The sequence below is a fragment of the Paenibacillus sp. G34 genome (assembly GCF_056856875.1).
This window is the reverse complement of record NZ_CM166469.1, coordinates 3338210-3358257: the sequence shown is the minus strand read 5'-3', so window position 1 is coordinate 3358257 and position 20048 is coordinate 3338210. Positions and strand designations below refer to the sequence as shown.

Sequence of the window (20048 nt, the reverse complement as noted above, 5' to 3'; positions counted from 1 at the left end):
GCCTAACTTTTTCGGTAAGCAACCCTATGAAAAGCATTGATATAACGAAATAGTGCTTTACCATCATCAGGCACATGTGTGCTTTTTCCCAGTGGCAGCATCATTGCCTGATACGGTTCTGGCACCATGCTATATTGATGAACATAGGAGGTCAGGACAAATCCGTTCCGTTGCCAGAACTGAATACGTTCCAGATGAGCCTCCGTTGTCCCGGACTCCGCCTCGATAATCATGCCATTGATTCTATGTTCCCTAATTGCCCAATCTCTAAGCTGTTTCAGCATCCGTGTCCCTATACCCGACCCACGCAACTTCTGTTCAACCGCGAGATAGTCGATGATCAGGAGAGAATTTTCACCCTTTCCCACTAGTCCAGTAACCGCCATAGCAACTACATCCCCCTGATGAATTCCCATGTGTAAATAACCAATCCCCCGATCCAGCATACTGCGCAGAATCACTTTTGTCTTGGCGCCATATGGAAAAGCCTCTCGATAGATCCTCTCCATCCGCGTCCATAAGTTTTCATCCCAGGTGTCTATCGTTGTAAACTCTAATTCCAGCACTTTAATCGCCTCCAGATGGTTATCACACTATTCAGAGTTGGATCTTTCCTCAACTTACCCCAAGTGCCTCTGTTCCTCTACTTTTTTCACTGATCGTGATCCAATCCATAGCATGCTGAATGAAGCAACTACAAATAACACAATAATGGCTACAATAACAGCGGAAAAGGACTGATCAAATGCAAATCGCGCGGCCTGCTTCAATGTTTCTGAGGCTGATGCAGGCAGCCCTTCTGCTACGATTAAAGCTTCATCCAAACTATCTTTCACCTTTACTGAAACATTCAATCCTGTTGGAATTTTCATGGTTAACGTGTACACAAGACCTGATAGGCTTCCGATTATGGCTATTCCTGTAGCTCCACCAACTTCATATCCCACACTTTCCATAGATGCAGCCATACCTGCTTTTTCATACGGAGCACTGCTCATTATAGAATGAGATGCTACGGTCATCCCGCCACCTAAGCCTGCTCCGAAAAGTGCTAATCCAAAAATCTGCCCGGCAATGCCTGAATCCAATTGCACAAGATAGATTCCGAGCCCTGCTGCTGAAATGAATAGTACAGCACTCTTGATATAAATAACATTGAAGCGATTCAAAAGCATTCCGGTCACTGGGGCTGCAATGACAGACGCAAAAGGGATCGTTAACGTATACACTCCGGCTAGTAGCGGGCTGAAACCTTCAACCAATTGAAGCCGTTGCGTCACAATGTATTGGATTCCCGTCATACCAAATAAACCTACCAATGCCGTAATAAATCCTGTGGTAAATAAAGGTATCATAAATAATGAAAGGTCAATAAGTGGATCAGAACTTCTGTTCTGACGACGTATAAAGATAACAAGTGCCACAATGCCGACAGCAGCTCCAATGATTGCAAAAGTTACCGAACCTTCGCGGCGAGTAAACTCCTTGATCGCATAAGTTAGAGTCACCAAGGCAATCATGATCTGGATTGAACTGGTTAAGTCAAAATTTTTACTTCTATCCCCTTCATGTTTAGGAACAAGCAATATGGTTAGTACAAATGCTAGAATTGCGATGGGTAAATTAATTAAGAATACAGATCCCCACGAGAAATACTCGAGAAGAAGTCCGCCTACAATGGGTCCAAGTCCTGCACCTCCTGAGGCAACAGCACCCCAAATGCCAATAGCCAAGCCTAACTCACGCGGATCTGTAAAAGTAACTCTGACGATTGCCATGGTAGCAGGCATCATAATCGATGCTCCAACAGCAAGAAGTACCCTTGCCGCTATCAAAACATAGGGGTTGGGAGCAAAAGCCGCAGTAAGTGAGGCGATTGAAAATATAATCAAACCGATTAAGAAAACCCGTTTATAACCAAGGCGGTCTCCCAGTGTTCCCATTGCGGGAAGCAAACCCGCCATAACAAGGGAGTAACCATTTAAAATCCATAATTTTTGTGAAGCGGTTGCACCTAATTCATGTGTTAACGTGGGCATAGCCGTGTAAAGAATCGTCATATCCATGACGATGAGTAAGAGTGCACTGGATACAATGATTAAAATCATCCAGCGTTTGAATGTCGACATAAGTAATCTTCCTCCGTACGATTTATTTTAAACTTTTAACATATTGAACTATAATGTATAGGGTAACCCTATAGTCAACAAACAATCTCAGCGCAACTAATAAATAGTTATAGAGGCATGGAGGATAGAAAATGTCAAATATATCAAACGAATATTTCACAACCAGTGAACTAGCTAAAACCTGCGGAGTGACTAAACACACTCTTTTTCATTACGATGATATTGGACTTTTAAAACCTGAATTTGTCAATTCTAAAGGCTACCGTTATTATTCCGTTCAACAATGTCTTGTACTTGATTTGATTATCGTGCTCAAAAAAGCCGGGAGTTCACTAGAGGAAATCAAGGTGTTTCTCCAAAAGCAAAATACGCCTCTATTCATAAATATGTTAAAAGAGAAACAGGTGGAGTTGGAAAGAGAACAACGAAGAATTAATCAAATGCAAAATATTCTGACAAGTGCCATCAAGATGACTGAGGAAGCAACAGTAGAATTACGAAACGAACCAAAGATTCTGGAATGTGTGGAGGAGTATTTTATAACTACCCAACTGGATGCAGGTGATGGTGATAAGGAGTTTGCCAAAAAATTAACCGAACATCGGGACTATTGTGAAACGCACTATATCGATCATGAATTTCCGATTTGGACGATTATAAGTAAAGACCGATTTCAATCGGGAGGCGATTATCCTGAATACATAGCTAACCAAATAAAGGCCCCTATTCCTGAAGAAAAGCTGTTTATTAAACCTGCAGGTTTATATGTAGTTATAGATCATAAAGGGTCATACGATAGCATGTCACAAACATATTCTGTCATTAAAAAGTTCATTGCACGTAAAGCAATGAAAGTAAGCGGAGATGTATATGCATTGGAACTGCACACCTATTGGACAGAAAAGAATCCAGACGACTATAAAATACGGATATTTGTTCAAGTATCACAGTAGTCTCTTCCTCATTTGAAAGCCAGATGAATAACAAAATCCCCCCTCTTTTTTAAAAGGGAGGATTAATGTTAAACGTTTAGATTGAGAGCATTTTGCGAAGTTAGCAAATCCATATGTTCACTCTCATTTGACTTTAAAATGGTGATGAGCATACTTGTTTACAAGAGGTAACGCACTAAACAGATAACCTATGGTCAACACAGTTAGGGAAGCAGCTAATACCCAAAGTGTAGGCCCTATAAAAATCGAGACAACCATGCCTAATGAGATAAGACTGTTTACGAATGTAAAAAGAGGATTGTTGGTCTCCAACTCCCCTGTGTAGGGCTGGAGCACATAGTACAACAATAAATGATGTAATGAGAAAAACACAGCCAGCGTGATAATCAAAATCCATATGGCAAGGAGTGTATCTATATTCCGTCCCTCACTTAATATGAGTACAGACACACTTATGACAGCCGCAAAACACAAGCCTAATTTTAGATTGGTGCTTAGTATATATTTTAACCTCAAAAGGAAATGCTGTTTCGCATGTTTGCGATAAAAAGCATATCGCATAAGTGGCATATCGCAATGGAAAAATAACACTTTACAGATCTGACTCCCCACGGTCAAATTAAGCATAACCATGATAAGTAAAGGTGTAAATCTTCCAACATAGTCCAGAGAAATACGGTCTTTGAAAATGAGTGCCAAGACAGACAAGATCAAGCCTGAGATTATAATAGCTATTATACGTCTGCGAAACGGTGCTTGAAGGAGACTATTATGCCTCTTCATAAAGAGTGCGTGCATTTGCTCGTATCCCTTTTTGTCTAAGTTGCTCTGGGTGATCTGCTCGACGCCACCAGGGTTAGAAGTGGATAGTAAACTTAGGTCGTTCCCTGTAGACTGGATCATTCGTTGTTGAAGATCAGCGATCATGATCTCTTTGTTTAACATTGGATCAGCATAGTTTGTTACTGCTCGCACTGCAGCGGTATAATCCGTATGTTTGAGCAAAACATACCCAGCGACAGTCCCTGACAACATAATGATTGTCACAAACCAACGTTGATCCAATATCGCGGCACCAAATAAAGGAATACTCCACTGGGTTAAAGGAAGGTAGGCAAGAGCAAGTGCGATTATCATCGTTAAACCTGTAACCCATGTTTTTTGTATGAGAACTATGCCCCACCGCTGGAATAGTGCCAAATGTAAAAACTCGCATAAGACTCTCCAAAACGTCATGCTTCCGACGACCAGCAATACATGAATAATCGAAAAGTTGAAATATAAGGCAACCAGCGTAAAGGCTATCCCTTGATACAAGGAAAATGTGGCATACCTGTGAAACAGTATGGCTCGCATAAATCGAGTTGGGGCTATTCGCATAAGTTTGATTGCAGTATACTTCATCTTGTTTGTCTCCAACGCTTTTGCAGTCGTTACTGCACCCATCACGCCACTAATGCAAAAATACATATGAAGAACAAGTGTAAATCGCTCTGTATAATGACCATCCGTCCATAAAAGAATAGGCAGTACGAGCATTCCCGAAAAGTAGAGTAAACTTTCTAATAAACCAGCACCAAACATTAAAATAACTGCAATTGCACCTAATATGCGTTTCGCCCGGAAAGTAGCATATGTTTGGTCACGAATGAAAGTGCCAACAACCGGTAACCTTTGCATGAAATATATTAAACGGTTGACTAGCGTGATCACCTGCAACTGCCACATACGAGAAATCGTATTAAAGATTCCCTGCATCGGCATTCTCCTTCTGGCTACCCTCTTCGCCTTCATGTCGCAATAACTTAATTATTTGTGCTTCAAAGTCGGGTTGAGTGAGAATGTCAGGCGAAATCTGAGTCAAACTCCCATGATTTAAAATAACTAATTCGTCACACAGATCCGTTGCCAGTTGTAAGATATGGGTTGAGAAAATGAGGATATGATCCTTTTTTATATCACGCAGCAGCTGTTTCATCTCGCTCGCCACGATGACGTCAAAGGAAGTCAAAGGTTCGTCCAGGAGAATCACTGCGGGTTTCATTAGTAAAAACAACATCATTTGAACTTTATTTTTCATTCCGTGCGAATACTGTTTAATGAGTTTGTGGCGGTCTTCTAATTTCATGTGCATCATGTCGAATAAGCTATCGATGTCATTTCCTCGCCCTTCGATTACATCAGCGTTAACATCTATAAAAAATCGTACAAACTCATATCCCGTCAGAAATTCTGGTAGTATGGGCATAGAATAAACATAACCTACATCATCGATTTCCAAGTGACGCGATGTTGATCCGTTAACTAGTTCCATTGTGCCGCTATCCGTCTGAATCTCGCCACCCAGACAATTGAATAAGGTTGTTTTTCCAGCGCCATTTCGACCAAGAAGGCCATAGATTTTTCCCTTTTCAAATTTAAAGTTTAGATCGTTTAATACGTTTTTCTCACCAAAACTCTTCCTTACATTCTGTAATACCAGTTTCATTGATTAACTCCTCGCTTCCAAAGCCATTATTTTCGTTCATATACAAATTGATTAATTGTTTAGTTTTCATACGTATCAATCCCTTCAAGTTATTTTCATAAAAGGATAGCCATTGACATCCCTTTAGAAAGGTAGACTGTCTTCTTGGACCCATGTCATTTACTTGGGAAATTAGACAATCTTTCAACTAATATTCGATCTTAATACATATTATTCCTTGTTGTAGCTGCGAACAAAAGAAAACGAACTATCGAAGGATAGTCCGCTAGGGTGTTTTTATAATCTCTTGTTGATTTCTGTCCATGTAAACCACCTCGGCTGTACACCCACTAGTAGATTGTTGGAACCATTCCCCCATCCATACGGATCGGTGAACCTTTAAATGGCGTTGCATAAGGGCTGCATACAAATGTTGCTAGTCTTCCGATCTCGCTTGGTCTGATAAAACGCTGCAACTCGGATTGGGGAAGATTGGCCGTCATGAACGTTTTTTCTTTCTCACCAAAGGTCAGACTCTCATCCTGAATGACACTCTCGATGATCTGCTCTACATTCTCCGAAAGGGTTGGTCCAGGCATGATCGTATTGACCGTTACTTCCGTACCTTTGGTCAATTGGCTTAAACTCTTCGATAAAGAGAGCAGCATGGATTTGGTTACGGCATATTGCGGCATATGTCCAGGCATTACAGCTTCTTCACTCGCGATAAAAATGACCCTTCCGAAGCCGTTGTCCAGCATGGTTGGCAAATAAAATTTGGTCAGTGCGTTTGCGGAAAGCACGTTCGTCTGAATATATTTTTCCCATACGGTGTCGTCTACATCATAATAAGACATGATTTCGTAAATCCCGGTGTTGTTGATCAAAATATCAACCTGTGGGAACCTTTTGAACAAAGCCTCCCGTTCAGTGGCGTTGACAATATCGGCAGCCGCATTCTGAGGAGAAGTGTTCGGATAGGCAGTTTTGATCTCATGCACGATTCGTTCTACCTCTTCAGCACATCGTCCATTGATAAGTACGTTGACCCCTTCTTGGGCTAATTCCATAGCAATCGCTCTACCGATTCCTTTTGTCGATCCTGTCACCAATGCTGTTTTATTATTTAATCCCATATCCATAATCCATTTCTCCATCTCTGTCTAGTTTGACGTATCTATTCGCATGTATGCTTCGCCAATTGGCAGGTGTATCTCCTTCCCAAGCACGAAATGCACGGTAAAATGAATTCTGGTCTTCATATCCGATCAGGAATGCGACATCCTTGATATCAAGCGATAAGTCAGCCAAGTACATCCGTGCTTGTTCATGTCTTGCCTGGGTGAGCAGATGTACGAAACTTGTTTTTTCATCCATTAATCGGCGCTGCAAAGTGCGGTCACTCATACCCAATTCCTTAGCGACGGTTTGTACTTCTGGCCGTCCGGCACTTAAGCTACGCTTCATAATCCATTTGACCATGTCCGACATGGAACGATTTACTTTGTGTTCATGTAGCGTATGATCCAGTGAAGGGCTCAAAATCTCAAGTAACTCTTCATTGTAGGTGAGGAAAGAAAGATCCAGGTCTTTTCGATGTAACGTCAACCGATTTTGACTGCCGTTTGTCCGGACCGGGCAGCCAAAATAAGCTTCGAGAGCTTTTGTATCTCCCATCGGCTGGGTAAATTCTACCGCACTTGCAATAAGAGGACGTCCTGTTCCCTTCCGTCCCAATTCAAGCAGGAATGCTAATGTAATGCCGACCAGTAATGGCGGACAAGTCTGATCGGTGACGATCCACTCCAGATCAATTGTAAAACTCTCCCCCGCCTCAACCATCTTTAATCTTTCAGGAGGACAGAGTTGTTTATACCTGGCCATCCGATGCAATGCATCGCGATAATTACGGGCATGATATGTGGCTAATATCGGCGGCGGATACTTCGTTACTTCATAAACGGTTGCAAGATTGATGATCCCTTGGGCAATATCGCCTACGAGGTCGGAATACGCTTGCCAAATAGCATAATATTGAGCGGTATTTACCGTCGTTTCGGAAATGATGGTAAGCGGTAATCCGGCTTTGCGAGCTACATCATGTGAGGCAATTCCTAACTGATGCAGTCCTTCCCAGAAACCTTGTGGCATTTTGATACGGTTATAGGAATGGGATGACATTCATTTGCACCTCCTTCTGCTGACTGACACTCCCGAATGACAAAACTTCCTCGTCTTCGCTGACTCATGAATATGATAATACCCTTAACTTTTTGATATGTAACTAGCACAGGGTGACAACAGACTAACGAATTACGCCGTTTATAAACCATATTCAGGTCATGGTACAATCCTTCTTTGCATTACCTCAGGTGTAAGCAGCACTATTTACAACTTGTCCCTATAACATAAAAAGTCGCTAAATTAGCGACTTGAATTAGGAATATCTCTTCAGTTCTGTAATGTACGTGATAAAATTTGATAAAAACGTTCCTTATCGACTTCCCGAGAAATTTCTACGTTGCCATTACGGGCTGCTTCGAATGAGGTACCTCCCATTAACGTTTGCTTTTGGGTTTCCACGCGGACAAATCCTTTTTCGAATTGACAAACTTCGGGATGAAAAATACTAACAGCCGCGAGCGGATCGTGTAGAGTCAGCTTGTTCGAGCTTTCCAGCCACGAATTGCCAAAATCAAATACGGATTTCATCAATTCGGATTTCGCCGGGAAAAGTTCTCCAGCTCTGGTTGCCTCTATAGTCAATTGATCTGTAATCTCCAGTGTGATGGCTCGGTGAGTCGCTATGTTAGAAGCAAAAACAATTTGAGATGCGAGCGGATCTGCCCATGAGTTCCAATTGTAATAGGGCTCAGGCAATGGTTCATGGCCGAAATATCCATTCATCACATAGAGTCCTTTTAACAGGGATGGAGCATCGGGATAGGTGTTAAACAATGTTGCAATATTCGTCATGTTTCCAATGCCGAGTAACACTATTTCATGTGGATTAGACCTAATCATCTCATCCATAAATGCAGGTGCATCCGATTTCTCATAGATATTATGTTCCCAGTTGGATAAGGCCGCCGCACCGTCCGGGGTTGGATAGACAGGCACAGGTTGCAACGTTGTGTCCAGTCCTGTAATGATCGGAATATTCCGATTAACCGTTTTACAAATGGCACTGGCAATAGCCGCCCGTTTCTCCGGTTCTCCACATACGGTTGTAATGCCAACTAAGTTACACTGTGGTTCTTTTAATAAATAGGCCAGACCAATGGCATCATCGTTGTCTCCGCCAATATCGGTATCAAGCAGTACTTTTTCCATGTAATCATCCTCCTGTATTTAAAAATTAGCTATACAAGAGAACAGTGCAAATCCCCATACTGCACCTCCAACATTTGATATAGCTCAGTTTATCATAAATGAGTAATCAGACATCAAAATCTTGCACTTGGCTGAAGGTGCAAGCGACTCCCTTACCCTCACATTCCTTCCCCTAATACAGTAAGATAATGTAGAATAAAGTATAGTTATTATGGTTCTTTGCTGCACAGGGGGAAACGACATGTTGAAGGAAAAGTTTTCAAAAGAAAACGCCTCTATTTTTCAGAAGCTGGCGCTTGGTCTGGTTTTGATGTTTGTACTAATCATCCTGATCTTCTGGTGGATCTATCGATTAAACGTAGATGAAATTCAACGTGAGTTGCAGAAGAATAAACTGGGCGAAGTGCGTTTTATGTCTTCCCAGCTGTCGAATCAATTCGAGCAGGTATTAATGAATGCGCTGACATTATCGGAGGATCAGTCGGTTAGAGGGTACACGTATGCCCTCACTTACGGGAATGATTTCGCTAAGTACAAAGCCAAACTGGAGTTGATGGAGAAGCTTGCCCTTAACAGTGCTTCAACTGCTTGGAACAATACGATCATTCTGTATTATCCGGATGAGAAGGCTACCGTATCTTCGGATCGTGAATTTTCATTTCAGCCGTTTGTCATGTCCAAAGATCCGCTTGATAAATGGACGTTACATATGAACAAGGATGGTACGGGGTATTATTCGCATCTTACCAAGGGACATCGAGGACCGATGTACATCGAGATTCGAATATCCTTGGAGGTGTTGCAGAAAATGATGTCTGAATATACTTCCGGGACACCCATGCTTTATGATTCGCATTTTAAGACAGCAATCCGGGGATTAGGCTCCTCACAACTTGCCGAAGCTGACGCACAGGTTATTCCACACCTCACAGAAGATAGCGGTTTCTTCGAAATTGCATTTCAGGATCAGAATTATTTCATCAGTTATATGAAAGCAAGTATTCTCGATTTGTACTTTATTGATTATCATCTCACCAATCAGCTACAGCAGTCTATCTCACGTAACAATACATTATTTGTGCTGGCTCTGGTGGCGATGCTTCTGCTCTCTTTGCTGTACACTCTGGCTCTGCGAAATCAGATCCAACAACCGATCATTCGTTTGCGTAAAGCGATTGATCGTTTTGACCGGGGAGATTTCTCCAGCCGTGTGGATGAAACACAGATTCTCGAATTTAGAATATTAGGTCGATCATTTAACAGAATGGCTGAGAATACCCAGACGTTAATCGAGCAGGTGCTACTTGGAGAGCTTTCGGTCAAAGAGGCTAGGTTGAGACAGTATCAGGCCCAGATCAATCCACATTTTCTATACAACTGCCTTAATTATATTCAGAGTAAATCCAGTGTCAAAGACTATGAATCGGTAACCGCCATGACCCTGGAACTGGCTGCCTATTGCCGTTATATTCACCGCATTGAAGATATGGATACAACGCTTGGTGAAGAGCTCCGTTTTGTGAATCATTACATGTCCATTATACATATGCGAAAAAAAAGTATTACCTGTGAGATTCTTGTGCCAAAACAGCTTCTATCTATTCGTATTCCTCGCATGATCCTGCAACCGCTCGTTGAAAATGGTGTCAAACACGGGATAGAACCTTCCATGGGTCCTGGGAAAATTACAATTCGTGCAGAGCAGGATCAGGAGTTCATACGTATCACAGTTGCAGACAATGGCGTAGGTATGCCGTCAGAACGGCTTGCACTCATCAGTGAGCATATGGATGAATTAACACGTCCAGAAGAACAGATTGGAACTGGAGTCCGAAATGTAAATCAGCGAATCAAGCTTACATATGGCAAACGATCGGGCTTGTCCATACAATCCAGCCTATATGAAGGTACCACGTACATCATTACTATACATAAGGAGGATATTGCAGATGCATCAGATTCTGTTAGTTGATGATGAATCCTATGTGATCGACGATCTTGAGATCTCATTCCCATGGGATCAATACCGTATTGAGCGTATTCACAAAGCATACTCCGGCATGCAGGCATTATCCATTCTGGAGGAACAAACGGTAGACATTGTGATCACTGATATTTCAATGCCGGTGATGAACGGACTTGAGCTAATTCGGCAGATCAAGGCGATAAAACCCAACCTGCCCTGCATTTTGCTTACTGGTTATGCCGAGTTTGAATATGCCAAAGAAGCGACGAAATATGGTGTTGTCGAGTATTTATTGAAACCGCTGGATGTCGAAAAGTTGGCAGCCTGTCTGGAAAAAACAGTGCTGTCCATTGAAGAACAGATTCGCAGAGCCTTGTCTTATGAACAAGCCATGAACTCATTTCGTGAGCACTTGCCTTCGCTGAAGGACAGGTTGCTGAATCAACTGATTGAAGGTAATCGTTATCCAGAAGATGTTCTGAACGATAAGTTGGGCCATTATCAGTTACCCTTCAATGCGGAAGATAATGTGCAGCTCGTACTGGTTAGGCTGGAAGAACATTTTACGAGGCATACAACAAGCAGCCTGCAGTTGTTTGAATATGCCGTAACCAATATTGCCTGTGAGTTATTTGATACGGCTTTTCATACCTGGCACTGCAGGGATCATTACGACTATCTGGTTTTCTTGTTAAAGACTGCTGAACTTGAAGTAAATGAATTTGATACATCACCCGAGACGAATCTCAGCGAGCAACCTATGCAGCAAGATAAGGGTCTCACCCATCTTTCGCTGCAATTGCATCACAATGTTAATGAATATCTGAAAGGTGGTATTTCGGTTATTCTTAGTCAAAAGGGTACACTCCACCATGATATCCGTGACATGTACGAGCAAGCCATATCGGCTCTCAAAAAGCAGGTAGGTAACGGCAAAGGGTACTTCCTTTCCCTTGAGGAAAGTTATCAGCCGGTATCCATTCGCTCCTTGCATATATTATATGAACCTCCCACTTTCAATCATTTACTTGAAACGGCACAATGGGAAGTATTCAAAGAACGTTTGCACCGAATTAAGACCGGTATAGCGCGCTACCTAAACAAACCGAAGAGCATCTGGATGAGATTCAGATTGTATTGTTATCCGCCTTCCATTACATTGCTCACAAAAATCATGCGCTGTTATCCGATCTGGTCGGAAACGAGTGGGTTCCACGTGTGCCTTTTCGATCAGTATCTCAACTTACAGATTGGGCGGATAACATGCTGGATCGACTGCGTATAAAGCTGGAAGAACAGTCTTTTGATGAGCAACATGACGTCATTCATCAGATCAAGACGTTTGTTTCTGCTAATCTACATTCCCTCAGTCTTCAATCAATTGCGGATCATGTATCCTTGCATCCGGTATACGTCTCCAAGCTGTTTAAACAACTTCAAGGCATCAGCTTAAGTGAGTATATTCTTGGTGTTAAAATGGATCTTGCCCACTACCTGCTTAACCATTCGCAGGATAAGGTATATGAGATTTCGGAAAAACTGGGGTATGCCAACTCCCAGTATTTCATCAAGGTGTTTCGTGATAAATTCGGAATGACACCGCAAGATTACCGGGAACAATAAAGCAGCGTATCGTGAAGAAAGTTAACGTAAAACAAAGTAAAAAAAACCGCGCTTCACGTACACAGGTCAATGAAATCCCTTGTACATGAAGCGCGGTTCGTTTTTTTATTTTATCGTGTCATACCATGCATTAACTTCTTCCGTGATCTCTTTACCTCCAGAAGTCATGTACTGCTCCGCAAAAGTATCAAATTCATCAATCGGCGCTTGGCCATAAATGATTTTGTTCAATACTTCCTTCTCCAGCTTGGTCAGCATATCGCCTCTGGCAACCTGTGTTTTCGTTGGAACACCCGTGAACATCTGAGGCATTACAATGTCTTTTTGATCAATAACAATTTTGGCTGCCTTAATCTGTTCAGGGATTCGGTCCGCCAGGTTTTTCTCATACTGAGTGGTCGGCTCTTTGCCATTCGCAAGATCAGCTAACGTATTCATCATCAGGTTAGGAATGATCGCTCCATCAAAGGTTAATGAATAACGGATCGCATCAATCCAGCCGCCCGGAATTTTGTCGCTTTGCTGCTCTTTATATACCTCACCGTCAGGGCCGATATCATAATCATAGCCTTTGGCAAACCCGTGTAAGAATGTTGTACTGTCCGGATTAGCCCAGTTATCAAACAGATAGTTCTGGTATACAAAGAAAGCGTCTTTGTGTTCCATATCTTTATTGATCAGAACAGCACCCGTACTGATTGGTGTTCCGTGGCGTCCCATTTTACCGTCAGGACCAGCAGGAAGTGGATATGCTTTATATTCAGCACCTGGCACGTTCTGCTGCAGATCCGGGATTGGCCAGCCTGTCATCCAGTAAGGACCAACGATAATACCAGACTTGCCTGCAGTAAATGCTTCAGCGGCCTTAGGCTCATCGTACAGCCCCGCTTCCTTATCAATATATCCTTTCTCCATCCACTCTTTCATCTTCTCCAGTGCCGGTTTCATCTCAGGTTGAATAGAGCCGTATGCAAGCGAACCGTCTGCTGCTTTATTCCACTGATTTGGCATTGCTCCAAACATGCCAAAGATCCAGCCGGACTCTGCCATCCATGTGTTCAAATTGTTTTTGAACCCTACAGAGAGAGCAACAGTATCCTTCTTCCCGTTTCCATCCGGGTCTTGGTTGACGAAGGCATCCATTACCGTTTCTAATTCATCTAATGTTGTTGGTGCCTTCAGATTCAACTTCTTAAGCCAGTCTTCACGAATGTACATCACTGGATCGTTGTTGTAAGCGTTCTCCAGAATGGGAATTGCCATTCGTTTACCATCACGGATGTAGGGATTCCATACATTCGGATCTTCCGCCATCGCTTTTTTATACGTATCCGAAGCATATTTATCGAACAGTTCTCCTGCATCCACGAATTGACCGGATTCAATTAGATCACTAATTAATGTTTGGCTGCCGCGGAAAGAGATAATATCTGGCATTTTCTGGCCTGATGTGAGCATGAGACGAAGTTTGGTCTGGTAAGCATTATTTTGTTCGCTGACCGTCCATAAGTACTTAATATCGATCCCTAGTGTATCGTGAGCCCACTTTGTATGCACGTTATTTTCTATATTTTCGCCATTTTTGAATTTCAAGCTGCTGGTGATCGGGAATACTGTCGAAATGGTAACCGGTTCAACATACTTACCATTTTCAAACGGTGCGGAATAAAATTCATTACTGTCGCTAGGATTTTTCTGTGATGTAGAATCATTGCTACACGCTGCGAGTACACCAGATAACATTGTAGCAGCCATCAGAATGCGAAGCGGCTTTTTCCATGTTTTTAACATGTTGTCTCCCCCATATCATATCAAATTAGTTAACCCTGAATTGGTCTTACTCTTTAACTGCACCAAGTACAATCCCTTTAACGAAAAAGCGTTGCAGTAAGGGGTACACCACCAAAATCGGTGCCATGCCAATGAAAATCTGAGCAGCCTTGATCGTCCGTTGTGAGATATTCTCCAGGTCTTCGGGACGCACGGAAACTTTGCTAAAGTCTTGCTGTACGATGATCGTCTGGAGGAACGTTGCAAGTGGATATTTTTCGTGATCCGTCAGGAAAATCAAACCATCGAACCAGGCGTTCCAGTGCCCTACCATGGAGAACAGGGATAGCGTAGCGATGGCAGGCATCGAAACGGGCAAAAAGACAGAGATCAATGTCCGAAAATAACCTGCACCATCAATGAAAGCAGCCTCCTCCAGCTCCTTAGGCACATTGCGGAAGAAATTTAACAACAGAATCATATTCCAGACAGATACTGCTCCGGGAAGAATAAGCACCCACATCGTATTGAGCAAATTAAGCTTCTGAATAAGAATGTAAAATGGAATTAAGCCTCCACTGAACAGCATTGTAAACACAAAGTACCACGTATAGATATTACGACGTTTGAAGCTTCTATTTTCGCGAGATAACGGATAGGCTGCCAGAATGACAACAATCATACTGAGAAGTGTACCCAGCACGGTTCGCTGTACAGCAACCCATAGGGAACGGATGAAGTTTTCATTAGCCAACGTTTTCTCATAAGCATCAAAAGTAAATTCAACCGGAAAGAGTCCAACCAGATTCGCATTGGCAGCTGCTTTACCGCTGAAGGAGACCGCGAGAATGTGGATCAACGGGATAATGCAGAGCAGTGAGAGCAGTATAAGAAACGCATAGTTAAACACGGTGAAAACTTTGTAGGGTTTTGTTTTATGATACATGCCGTGAGGTCTCCTTTCTAGAAAATACGGTAATTCGCAAATTTATAAGCTGCACGGTATGCGAGCACAATTAGCACGAATCCGACAACCGATTTGAAGAGTCCAACTGCAGCCGAGAATCCAAACTTCCCGTCGATGAGACCTACTCGATACACAAAGGTATCAATGATATCACCCTTATCGTAAACGAGCGGATTGTATAGATTGAAAATCTGGTCGAATCCTCCGTTCAAAATATTTCCGAGCGACAATGTGCCTACGACAATCATAATCGGAATCAGAGCAGGAATCGTAATGGACCAAGTCTGCTGCCACCGGCTTGCTCCGTCTACTTCAGCAGCTTCATATAGTGCCGGATTAATGCCTGCCAGCGAGGCGAGGAAGATAATCGCGCCAAACCCGAATTCTTTCCAGATATCACTGGTGACCACGACAATTCTAAACCATGTACCTTCTCCGAGGAAAAAGATTGGTTCCAGACCAAACACGGCCCCCAGAAACTGATTGATCATACCTTTTGTTGCGAGCATGTCCAGCAGTATTCCGCCAAGAATAACCCATGACAGAAAGTGCGGTAGGTAAACGAACGTTTGTATGCTTTTCTTGAAGGTTTCCTTCCGTACTTCATTCAGCAGCAGGGCAAAAACCAGCGGAGCAATCAGACCTCCAATCAGTTTCATACCGGCAATAATTAAAGTGTTCCAGATCACCTGTACATTCTCCGGCATGCTGAACAGAAATTGGAAATGCTCCAGACCGATCCAGGAAGATTTGGCAAACCCGAGCCAGGGCTTGTAATCCTGAAAAGCAATGACCAATCCGCCCATTGGTATGTACGCAAATATGAACGTCAAGATAACTGCTGGCAGTAGCATTAGATCCAGTGCCAGTGTTCGCTTAAAGCCTTTTGTGCGTTTGCTGCGCCGGGGACTTGGACGAATCACATCGGCTTGGGTGGATGTGGTGGCTTTTGCATTACTCATTCGTGTGCTCCCCTTCTTTCTCTAGATTCTTCAGAGAGAGTCATCAGACTCTGTTGTATCTCCGTATATTCAGTATAGATTCAGCGCTTCGAAGTCAACATGATAAAACGATAACTTCGATAACAAATTATTAATATGACGTGTTGTTTGAACGAAAAAAACCTCATACCTATGGATGTTATCCACAAGTATGAGGGTTCTGAAACATCAAGAGTAGACCACTATACGCTCTATAGAAAGCATTTTCGAAATGTTTTATCCCATTTAAAAGGTTATTAGGATATCCATCCTCAATTGGAGATTAACATAAGCAACTTACTTCCAGCCCATAGTAAATAACCCACTTGGGTGATGATATACATTGATCGTTCAACACCAGTTAATGGTCTTTGTATTTTAATTTTTCTTAAGTGTAGGAAATAAAAAAAGGAACCAACAAGTAAAAAAGTCACTCCCAATTCATTAAGTGTGCTTAACATGAGTATCTCCCCTTCCCTCTCCTTCTGGCTACATTTGCGTCCCCCCAGGAAATCATCAAATTTAATCCCCCTTATTTTACATTATATACAATTATAAGGTGTGGTTAAAAATCTCCTTTTATATGATCGAACAAGATCACACACATAAAATTTAAGGGTTAGTATTTGGATAAAATATTCAGGAGTACATCTCCATCAATATTGCCACCGCTTAACACAAGTGCGATATTTTGCCCTCCAATTCGTTCCCTCTGTTCCATAATTGCCGCAACCACAGTAGCGCTTCCCGCTTCAATAATGTATTTTTCTTCTTTGGCCAGAAAACTTACGGCTTGGCCAATCGAATGCTCCGACACGGCAATAAAATCATCAACATAATCTTTAGCCATCTCGTAACTCAGTTTTCCAACCCCACCAAGGAGTGCGTCACAGAGGGATTCCTCGCTAGGATACTGTTCATACAAGGTTTGATCTTCGTAAGATTTGATCATGGCTGGACAAGCTTCGGTTTGAACTCCAACAATTCGAATGGACGGATTGATCGATTTAGCAGCAACCGCAATCCCTGTAATCAGCCCTCCACCACCTACTGGAACGACGATCGTATCAATATCCTGGTTTTGTTCTAAAATTTCAATGCCTATCGTGCCTTGTCCACCATAAATTTCCGGATCATTATAGTAAGGATCAATATACGTTAAATGATGTTCATGAATGTACTTCATGCCGAGCGTATGAGCCTCGTCAAAATCTTTACCTAATTTCATCACTTCTGCTCCAAAATAGTTCATTTTATCAATCTTGCTTTGTGCTGTCGTTTCTGGAACGATGACCTTGACGTGATGAATTCCGAGAATGGAAGCCGCGTAGCTCACAGCACTGCCGTGGTTACCTGAAGAGATGGCAGCAACGCCTCTGTTCGTTTCTTCCTCAGATAGTGTCATCATTTTGTTTAAAGCCCCTCGGATTTTGAAACTCTTTGCTCGTTGGAAGGACTCCAGTTTGAAAAAGTATCTTCTATTCAGATCGCCTAGATAAAACGACTCTTCAAGTGGTGTATGCTTCAGATGTTTCTTGATGCGATTATATGCTTGTAACACATGTTCATAGCTAAAAGTCATTTCTCTTTCTCCCCTAGATGTCAATTTTAACGCCGAAATTTCGTTCCTCTGCAGTCTGCAATGCCATTTTCGCTGCATATATATCCAGAATCGCCATTCCTGTCGCATCAAATATAGTGATTTGTTCGTTTGAGCTTCTTCCCTTTATTTTTCCTAAAATCAAATCCCCGATCTCACCGCGTATATGGCTTTCTGTAATCTTGCCTTCCTTCAGCGGTATCTCAATCTCGCCTACTTCTACACAGTGCTCCCGATCATCTACATATACGCGTGCTTGTGAAATCAGGTTGGAGTCAATCTCCTGTTTCCCCGCCATATCTGCACCTATGCAAGAAAGGTGTGTGCCTTCTCTGACCCACTCCCGCTTAATAATTGGTGTTCTCGATGGAGTTACCGTGATAATAATATCACTGCTTTTTACAGCTTCTTTTAACGATTCTGCTGCTTCAAACGTAACGTTCTCTATGTTCGTACCAAATTCAGATTGAAGTCGGTGTGATAAGGTGTTTACAAAAGTTCTCAGCTTCTCTTGGTCCCTACCGGCCACACAAACCGTTTTCAAGTTCGGAAGCACGGATAAGACACAAGCGATTTGGAAGATCGCCTGATTGCCAGAGCCTACGACAAGGAGAGTTTCAGAATCCTGCCTTGCTAGATATTTTGCTCCGATCGCTCCCGAAGCGCCTGTACGTATGCCCGTAATAAAGGATGCCTCGGTTATTCCTAAGGGTCTACCTGTTTCGGCATCAAATACGTTGATGAGCCCCGTCAAAGTAGGAAGCTGCTTCGCTTCATTCTCGGCAAACCATGTGATCGTTTTATGTCCAAATACCTTTTCATGTTTCAGGTACCCTGATTTGATGTCCATATCTGCCTTGCCTGGAACAAAATCGTAGAAGATTGTGGGCCAAGTCTCCGTGTTATCTTCGCTCCTAGCCTTGTATACTGTTTCTACTAGGTGTATCACCTGCGGTACATTCAATCCTTTTCTGACATCATTATCGCTTAAAAATCGCACCTGGTATGCCTCCTTCTTGATCAAAAAAAGCACTGAATCTCATCCCTCCTACATTACGTAGGCCCTAGTGGGGAGTGAGATTCAATGCTTTTTAACGTTTTTACCCGGGGATAAAAACAAGCATGATATAAAATTTGTAGCTTTATTTTAGCTGAATTTTGTTGAGAATACAACGATTATTCAGTTAGGTAACTGTGAGATCAAGGAATACGGGTTTTGATCAGTGAGGGAAAGGTGTTGAAGTACAAGGGCAACATCTGTTTGGCTTGAAATCATTTCTCGCAGCTGTTTCGTTTTTATATGTTTACATAACTTTAACTATGGTGATTATCTATCATATATTTAGGTTGAAGCAGAACGTATATTATCCTTTACGCCGGGCTGTTCGTTCGATTGCATCAACAACTGTTTCGAACAATTGCTGCGGAAGATCATGGCCCATACCTTCAAGTAACATCAATTCTGCATCGTTGATAGCTTCCGACGTGTCTCGACCGCAAGCGGGAACAAACATCGGATCATCCACTCCATGAATGACCAAGGCTGGAACCTTAACTTTTGCCAGTCGCGCCCGTCGATCACCTGAAACCGCAATTGCAGCAATCTGTCGCCCAACACTCCCCGGATCATAAGCACGCTGTATTTCCTCCCGAATGAGCGAACGAAACTTGTCTTCCTCAAACGGGTGACCTGTACCGGCAATACGTTTGGCAAAAGCTACGCTGTGAACCAAATATCCCTCTTCATCCTCTATCGGATTTGGTGCCGGCCGAGTCATTAGCGCCATGACTTCCGGAGATGTTGGTGGAAGCTCAGGATTGCCTGTAGTTGACATTATGGAAGTAAGCGAAAGGACACGCTCCGGATATTGGCTGGCCACAAGCTGGGCAATCATACCACCCATCGAACGTCCAACAATATGGGCTTTTGATATTTCCAAGGCATCTAACAATCCAATCGTATCAGTAGCCATATCATCAAGTGTGTAAGGAATTTCCGGTCGTTTTCCCGACATGAGCGTTTGGGCAAGTGCTTCGAAATCTAATGTTGCATGATTGCTAAAATGGGTTGATAACCCCGTATCTCGATTATCAAAGCGAATCACTCGAAATCCGCGTGCGGCTAACATCTCACAGAATGGAACCGTCCAACGAACCATCTGTGTGCCGAGCCCTGCAATTAATAGAATGGTTTCGTTCTTTTCGCTGCCATAACTGTCATAGGCAATATCAATATCGTTTACTCTTAACATATTCATTA

General features: G+C 42.6%; 17 protein-coding genes. 4 read left to right on the top strand and 13 right to left on the bottom strand.

Going from position 1 to position 20048, the window contains the following annotated elements:
* Positions 1-2 precede the first annotated feature (2 nt).
* Together AC1VYS_RS15120 and AC1VYS_RS15115 are read right to left on the bottom strand one after the other, a co-directional pair.
* Positions 3-566 carry a GNAT family N-acetyltransferase gene (locus AC1VYS_RS15120; protein WP_482910382.1) on the bottom strand — a complete coding sequence of 188 codons (564 nt, stop codon included), beginning with the start codon at positions 564-566 and terminating at the stop codon, positions 3-5.
* A gap of 54 nt (positions 567-620) precedes the next feature.
* Positions 621-2129 (bottom strand): MFS transporter, encoded by a 1509-nt coding sequence (locus AC1VYS_RS15115; RefSeq protein WP_482910381.1) that lies wholly within the window; start codon positions 2127-2129, stop codon positions 621-623.
* 131 nt (positions 2130-2260) lie between these two features.
* Between AC1VYS_RS15115 and AC1VYS_RS15110 the strand changes: the two genes are divergently transcribed.
* Complete coding sequence (locus tag AC1VYS_RS15110; protein ID WP_482910380.1) at positions 2261-3082, top strand: MerR family transcriptional regulator; 822 nt, start codon at positions 2261-2263, stop codon at positions 3080-3082.
* Between the two features lie 123 nt (positions 3083-3205).
* On the opposite strand, the gene AC1VYS_RS15105 is transcribed toward AC1VYS_RS15110, so the two are convergent.
* The 5 genes from AC1VYS_RS15105 to AC1VYS_RS15085 form a co-directional block, all read right to left on the bottom strand.
* Entirely contained in the window at positions 3206-4840 is a 1635-nt protein-coding gene (locus AC1VYS_RS15105) for a hypothetical protein (protein ID WP_482910379.1), read from the bottom strand.
* Positions 4824-5570 carry an ABC transporter ATP-binding protein gene (locus AC1VYS_RS15100; RefSeq protein ID WP_482910378.1) on the bottom strand — a complete coding sequence of 249 codons (747 nt, stop codon included), beginning with the start codon at positions 5568-5570 and terminating at the stop codon, positions 4824-4826. Before AC1VYS_RS15100 ends, AC1VYS_RS15105 begins: the two co-directional genes overlap by 17 nt.
* 329 nt (positions 5571-5899) lie before the next feature.
* Entirely contained in the window at positions 5900-6691 is a 792-nt protein-coding gene (locus tag AC1VYS_RS15095) for an SDR family NAD(P)-dependent oxidoreductase (RefSeq protein ID WP_482910377.1), read from the bottom strand.
* A complete protein-coding gene (locus AC1VYS_RS15090; RefSeq protein ID WP_482910376.1) occupies positions 6672-7730 on the bottom strand; it encodes an AraC family transcriptional regulator in 1059 nt (352 codons plus the stop codon). Before AC1VYS_RS15090 ends, AC1VYS_RS15095 begins: the two co-directional genes overlap by 20 nt.
* A gap of 270 nt (positions 7731-8000) precedes the next feature.
* Complete coding sequence (locus AC1VYS_RS15085) at positions 8001-8882, bottom strand: nucleoside hydrolase (protein ID WP_482910375.1); 882 nt, start codon at positions 8880-8882, stop codon at positions 8001-8003.
* A 241-nt stretch (positions 8883-9123) separates the two neighbouring features.
* Between AC1VYS_RS15085 and AC1VYS_RS15080 the strand changes: the two genes are divergently transcribed.
* Genes AC1VYS_RS15080 through AC1VYS_RS15070 form a run of 3 tightly spaced genes read left to right on the top strand, consistent with a single transcriptional unit; the run spans position 9124 to position 12471 of the window.
* Positions 9124-10854, top strand: coding sequence for a sensor histidine kinase (locus tag AC1VYS_RS15080; protein ID WP_482910374.1), 1731 nt, complete (start codon positions 9124-9126; stop codon positions 10852-10854).
* The gene (locus tag AC1VYS_RS15075; RefSeq protein ID WP_482910373.1) at positions 10832-12133 is read left to right on the top strand and encodes a response regulator; all 1302 of its coding nucleotides are present in this window, start codon (positions 10832-10834) and stop codon (positions 12131-12133) included. Before AC1VYS_RS15080 ends, AC1VYS_RS15075 begins: the two co-directional genes overlap by 23 nt.
* Positions 12112-12471 carry a helix-turn-helix transcriptional regulator gene (locus tag AC1VYS_RS15070; protein WP_482910372.1) on the top strand — a complete coding sequence of 120 codons (360 nt, stop codon included), beginning with the start codon at positions 12112-12114 and terminating at the stop codon, positions 12469-12471. Before AC1VYS_RS15075 ends, AC1VYS_RS15070 begins: the two co-directional genes overlap by 22 nt.
* A 105-nt stretch (positions 12472-12576) precedes the next feature.
* Here AC1VYS_RS15070 and AC1VYS_RS15065 read toward each other — a convergent pair whose 3' ends face one another.
* From AC1VYS_RS15065 to AC1VYS_RS15040, 6 genes are all read right to left on the bottom strand, one after another.
* Positions 12577-14262 (bottom strand): extracellular solute-binding protein, encoded by a 1686-nt coding sequence (locus AC1VYS_RS15065; RefSeq protein ID WP_482910371.1) that lies wholly within the window; start codon positions 14260-14262, stop codon positions 12577-12579.
* A 46-nt stretch (positions 14263-14308) separates the two neighbouring features.
* Positions 14309-15187: a carbohydrate ABC transporter permease gene (locus AC1VYS_RS15060; RefSeq protein WP_482910370.1), complete on the bottom strand. Its 879-nt coding sequence runs from the start codon at positions 15185-15187 to the stop codon at positions 14309-14311.
* 17 nt (positions 15188-15204) lie between these two features.
* The gene (locus tag AC1VYS_RS15055; protein WP_244159223.1) at positions 15205-16062 is read right to left on the bottom strand and encodes an ABC transporter permease; all 858 of its coding nucleotides are present in this window, start codon (positions 16060-16062) and stop codon (positions 15205-15207) included.
* A gap of 745 nt (positions 16063-16807) precedes the next feature.
* On the bottom strand, positions 16808-17770 hold the full coding sequence (locus tag AC1VYS_RS15050) for a threonine ammonia-lyase (RefSeq protein ID WP_482910369.1): 963 nt from the start codon (positions 17768-17770) through the stop codon (positions 16808-16810).
* A 13-nt stretch (positions 17771-17783) separates the two neighbouring features.
* Positions 17784-18788, bottom strand: a complete 1005-nt coding sequence (locus AC1VYS_RS15045; RefSeq protein WP_482910368.1) for an ornithine cyclodeaminase family protein — start codon at positions 18786-18788, stop codon at positions 17784-17786.
* A 364-nt stretch (positions 18789-19152) separates the two neighbouring features.
* Positions 19153-20046, bottom strand: coding sequence for an alpha/beta fold hydrolase (locus tag AC1VYS_RS15040; protein ID WP_482910367.1), 894 nt, complete (start codon positions 20044-20046; stop codon positions 19153-19155).
* Between the last annotated feature and the right edge of the window lie 2 nt (positions 20047-20048).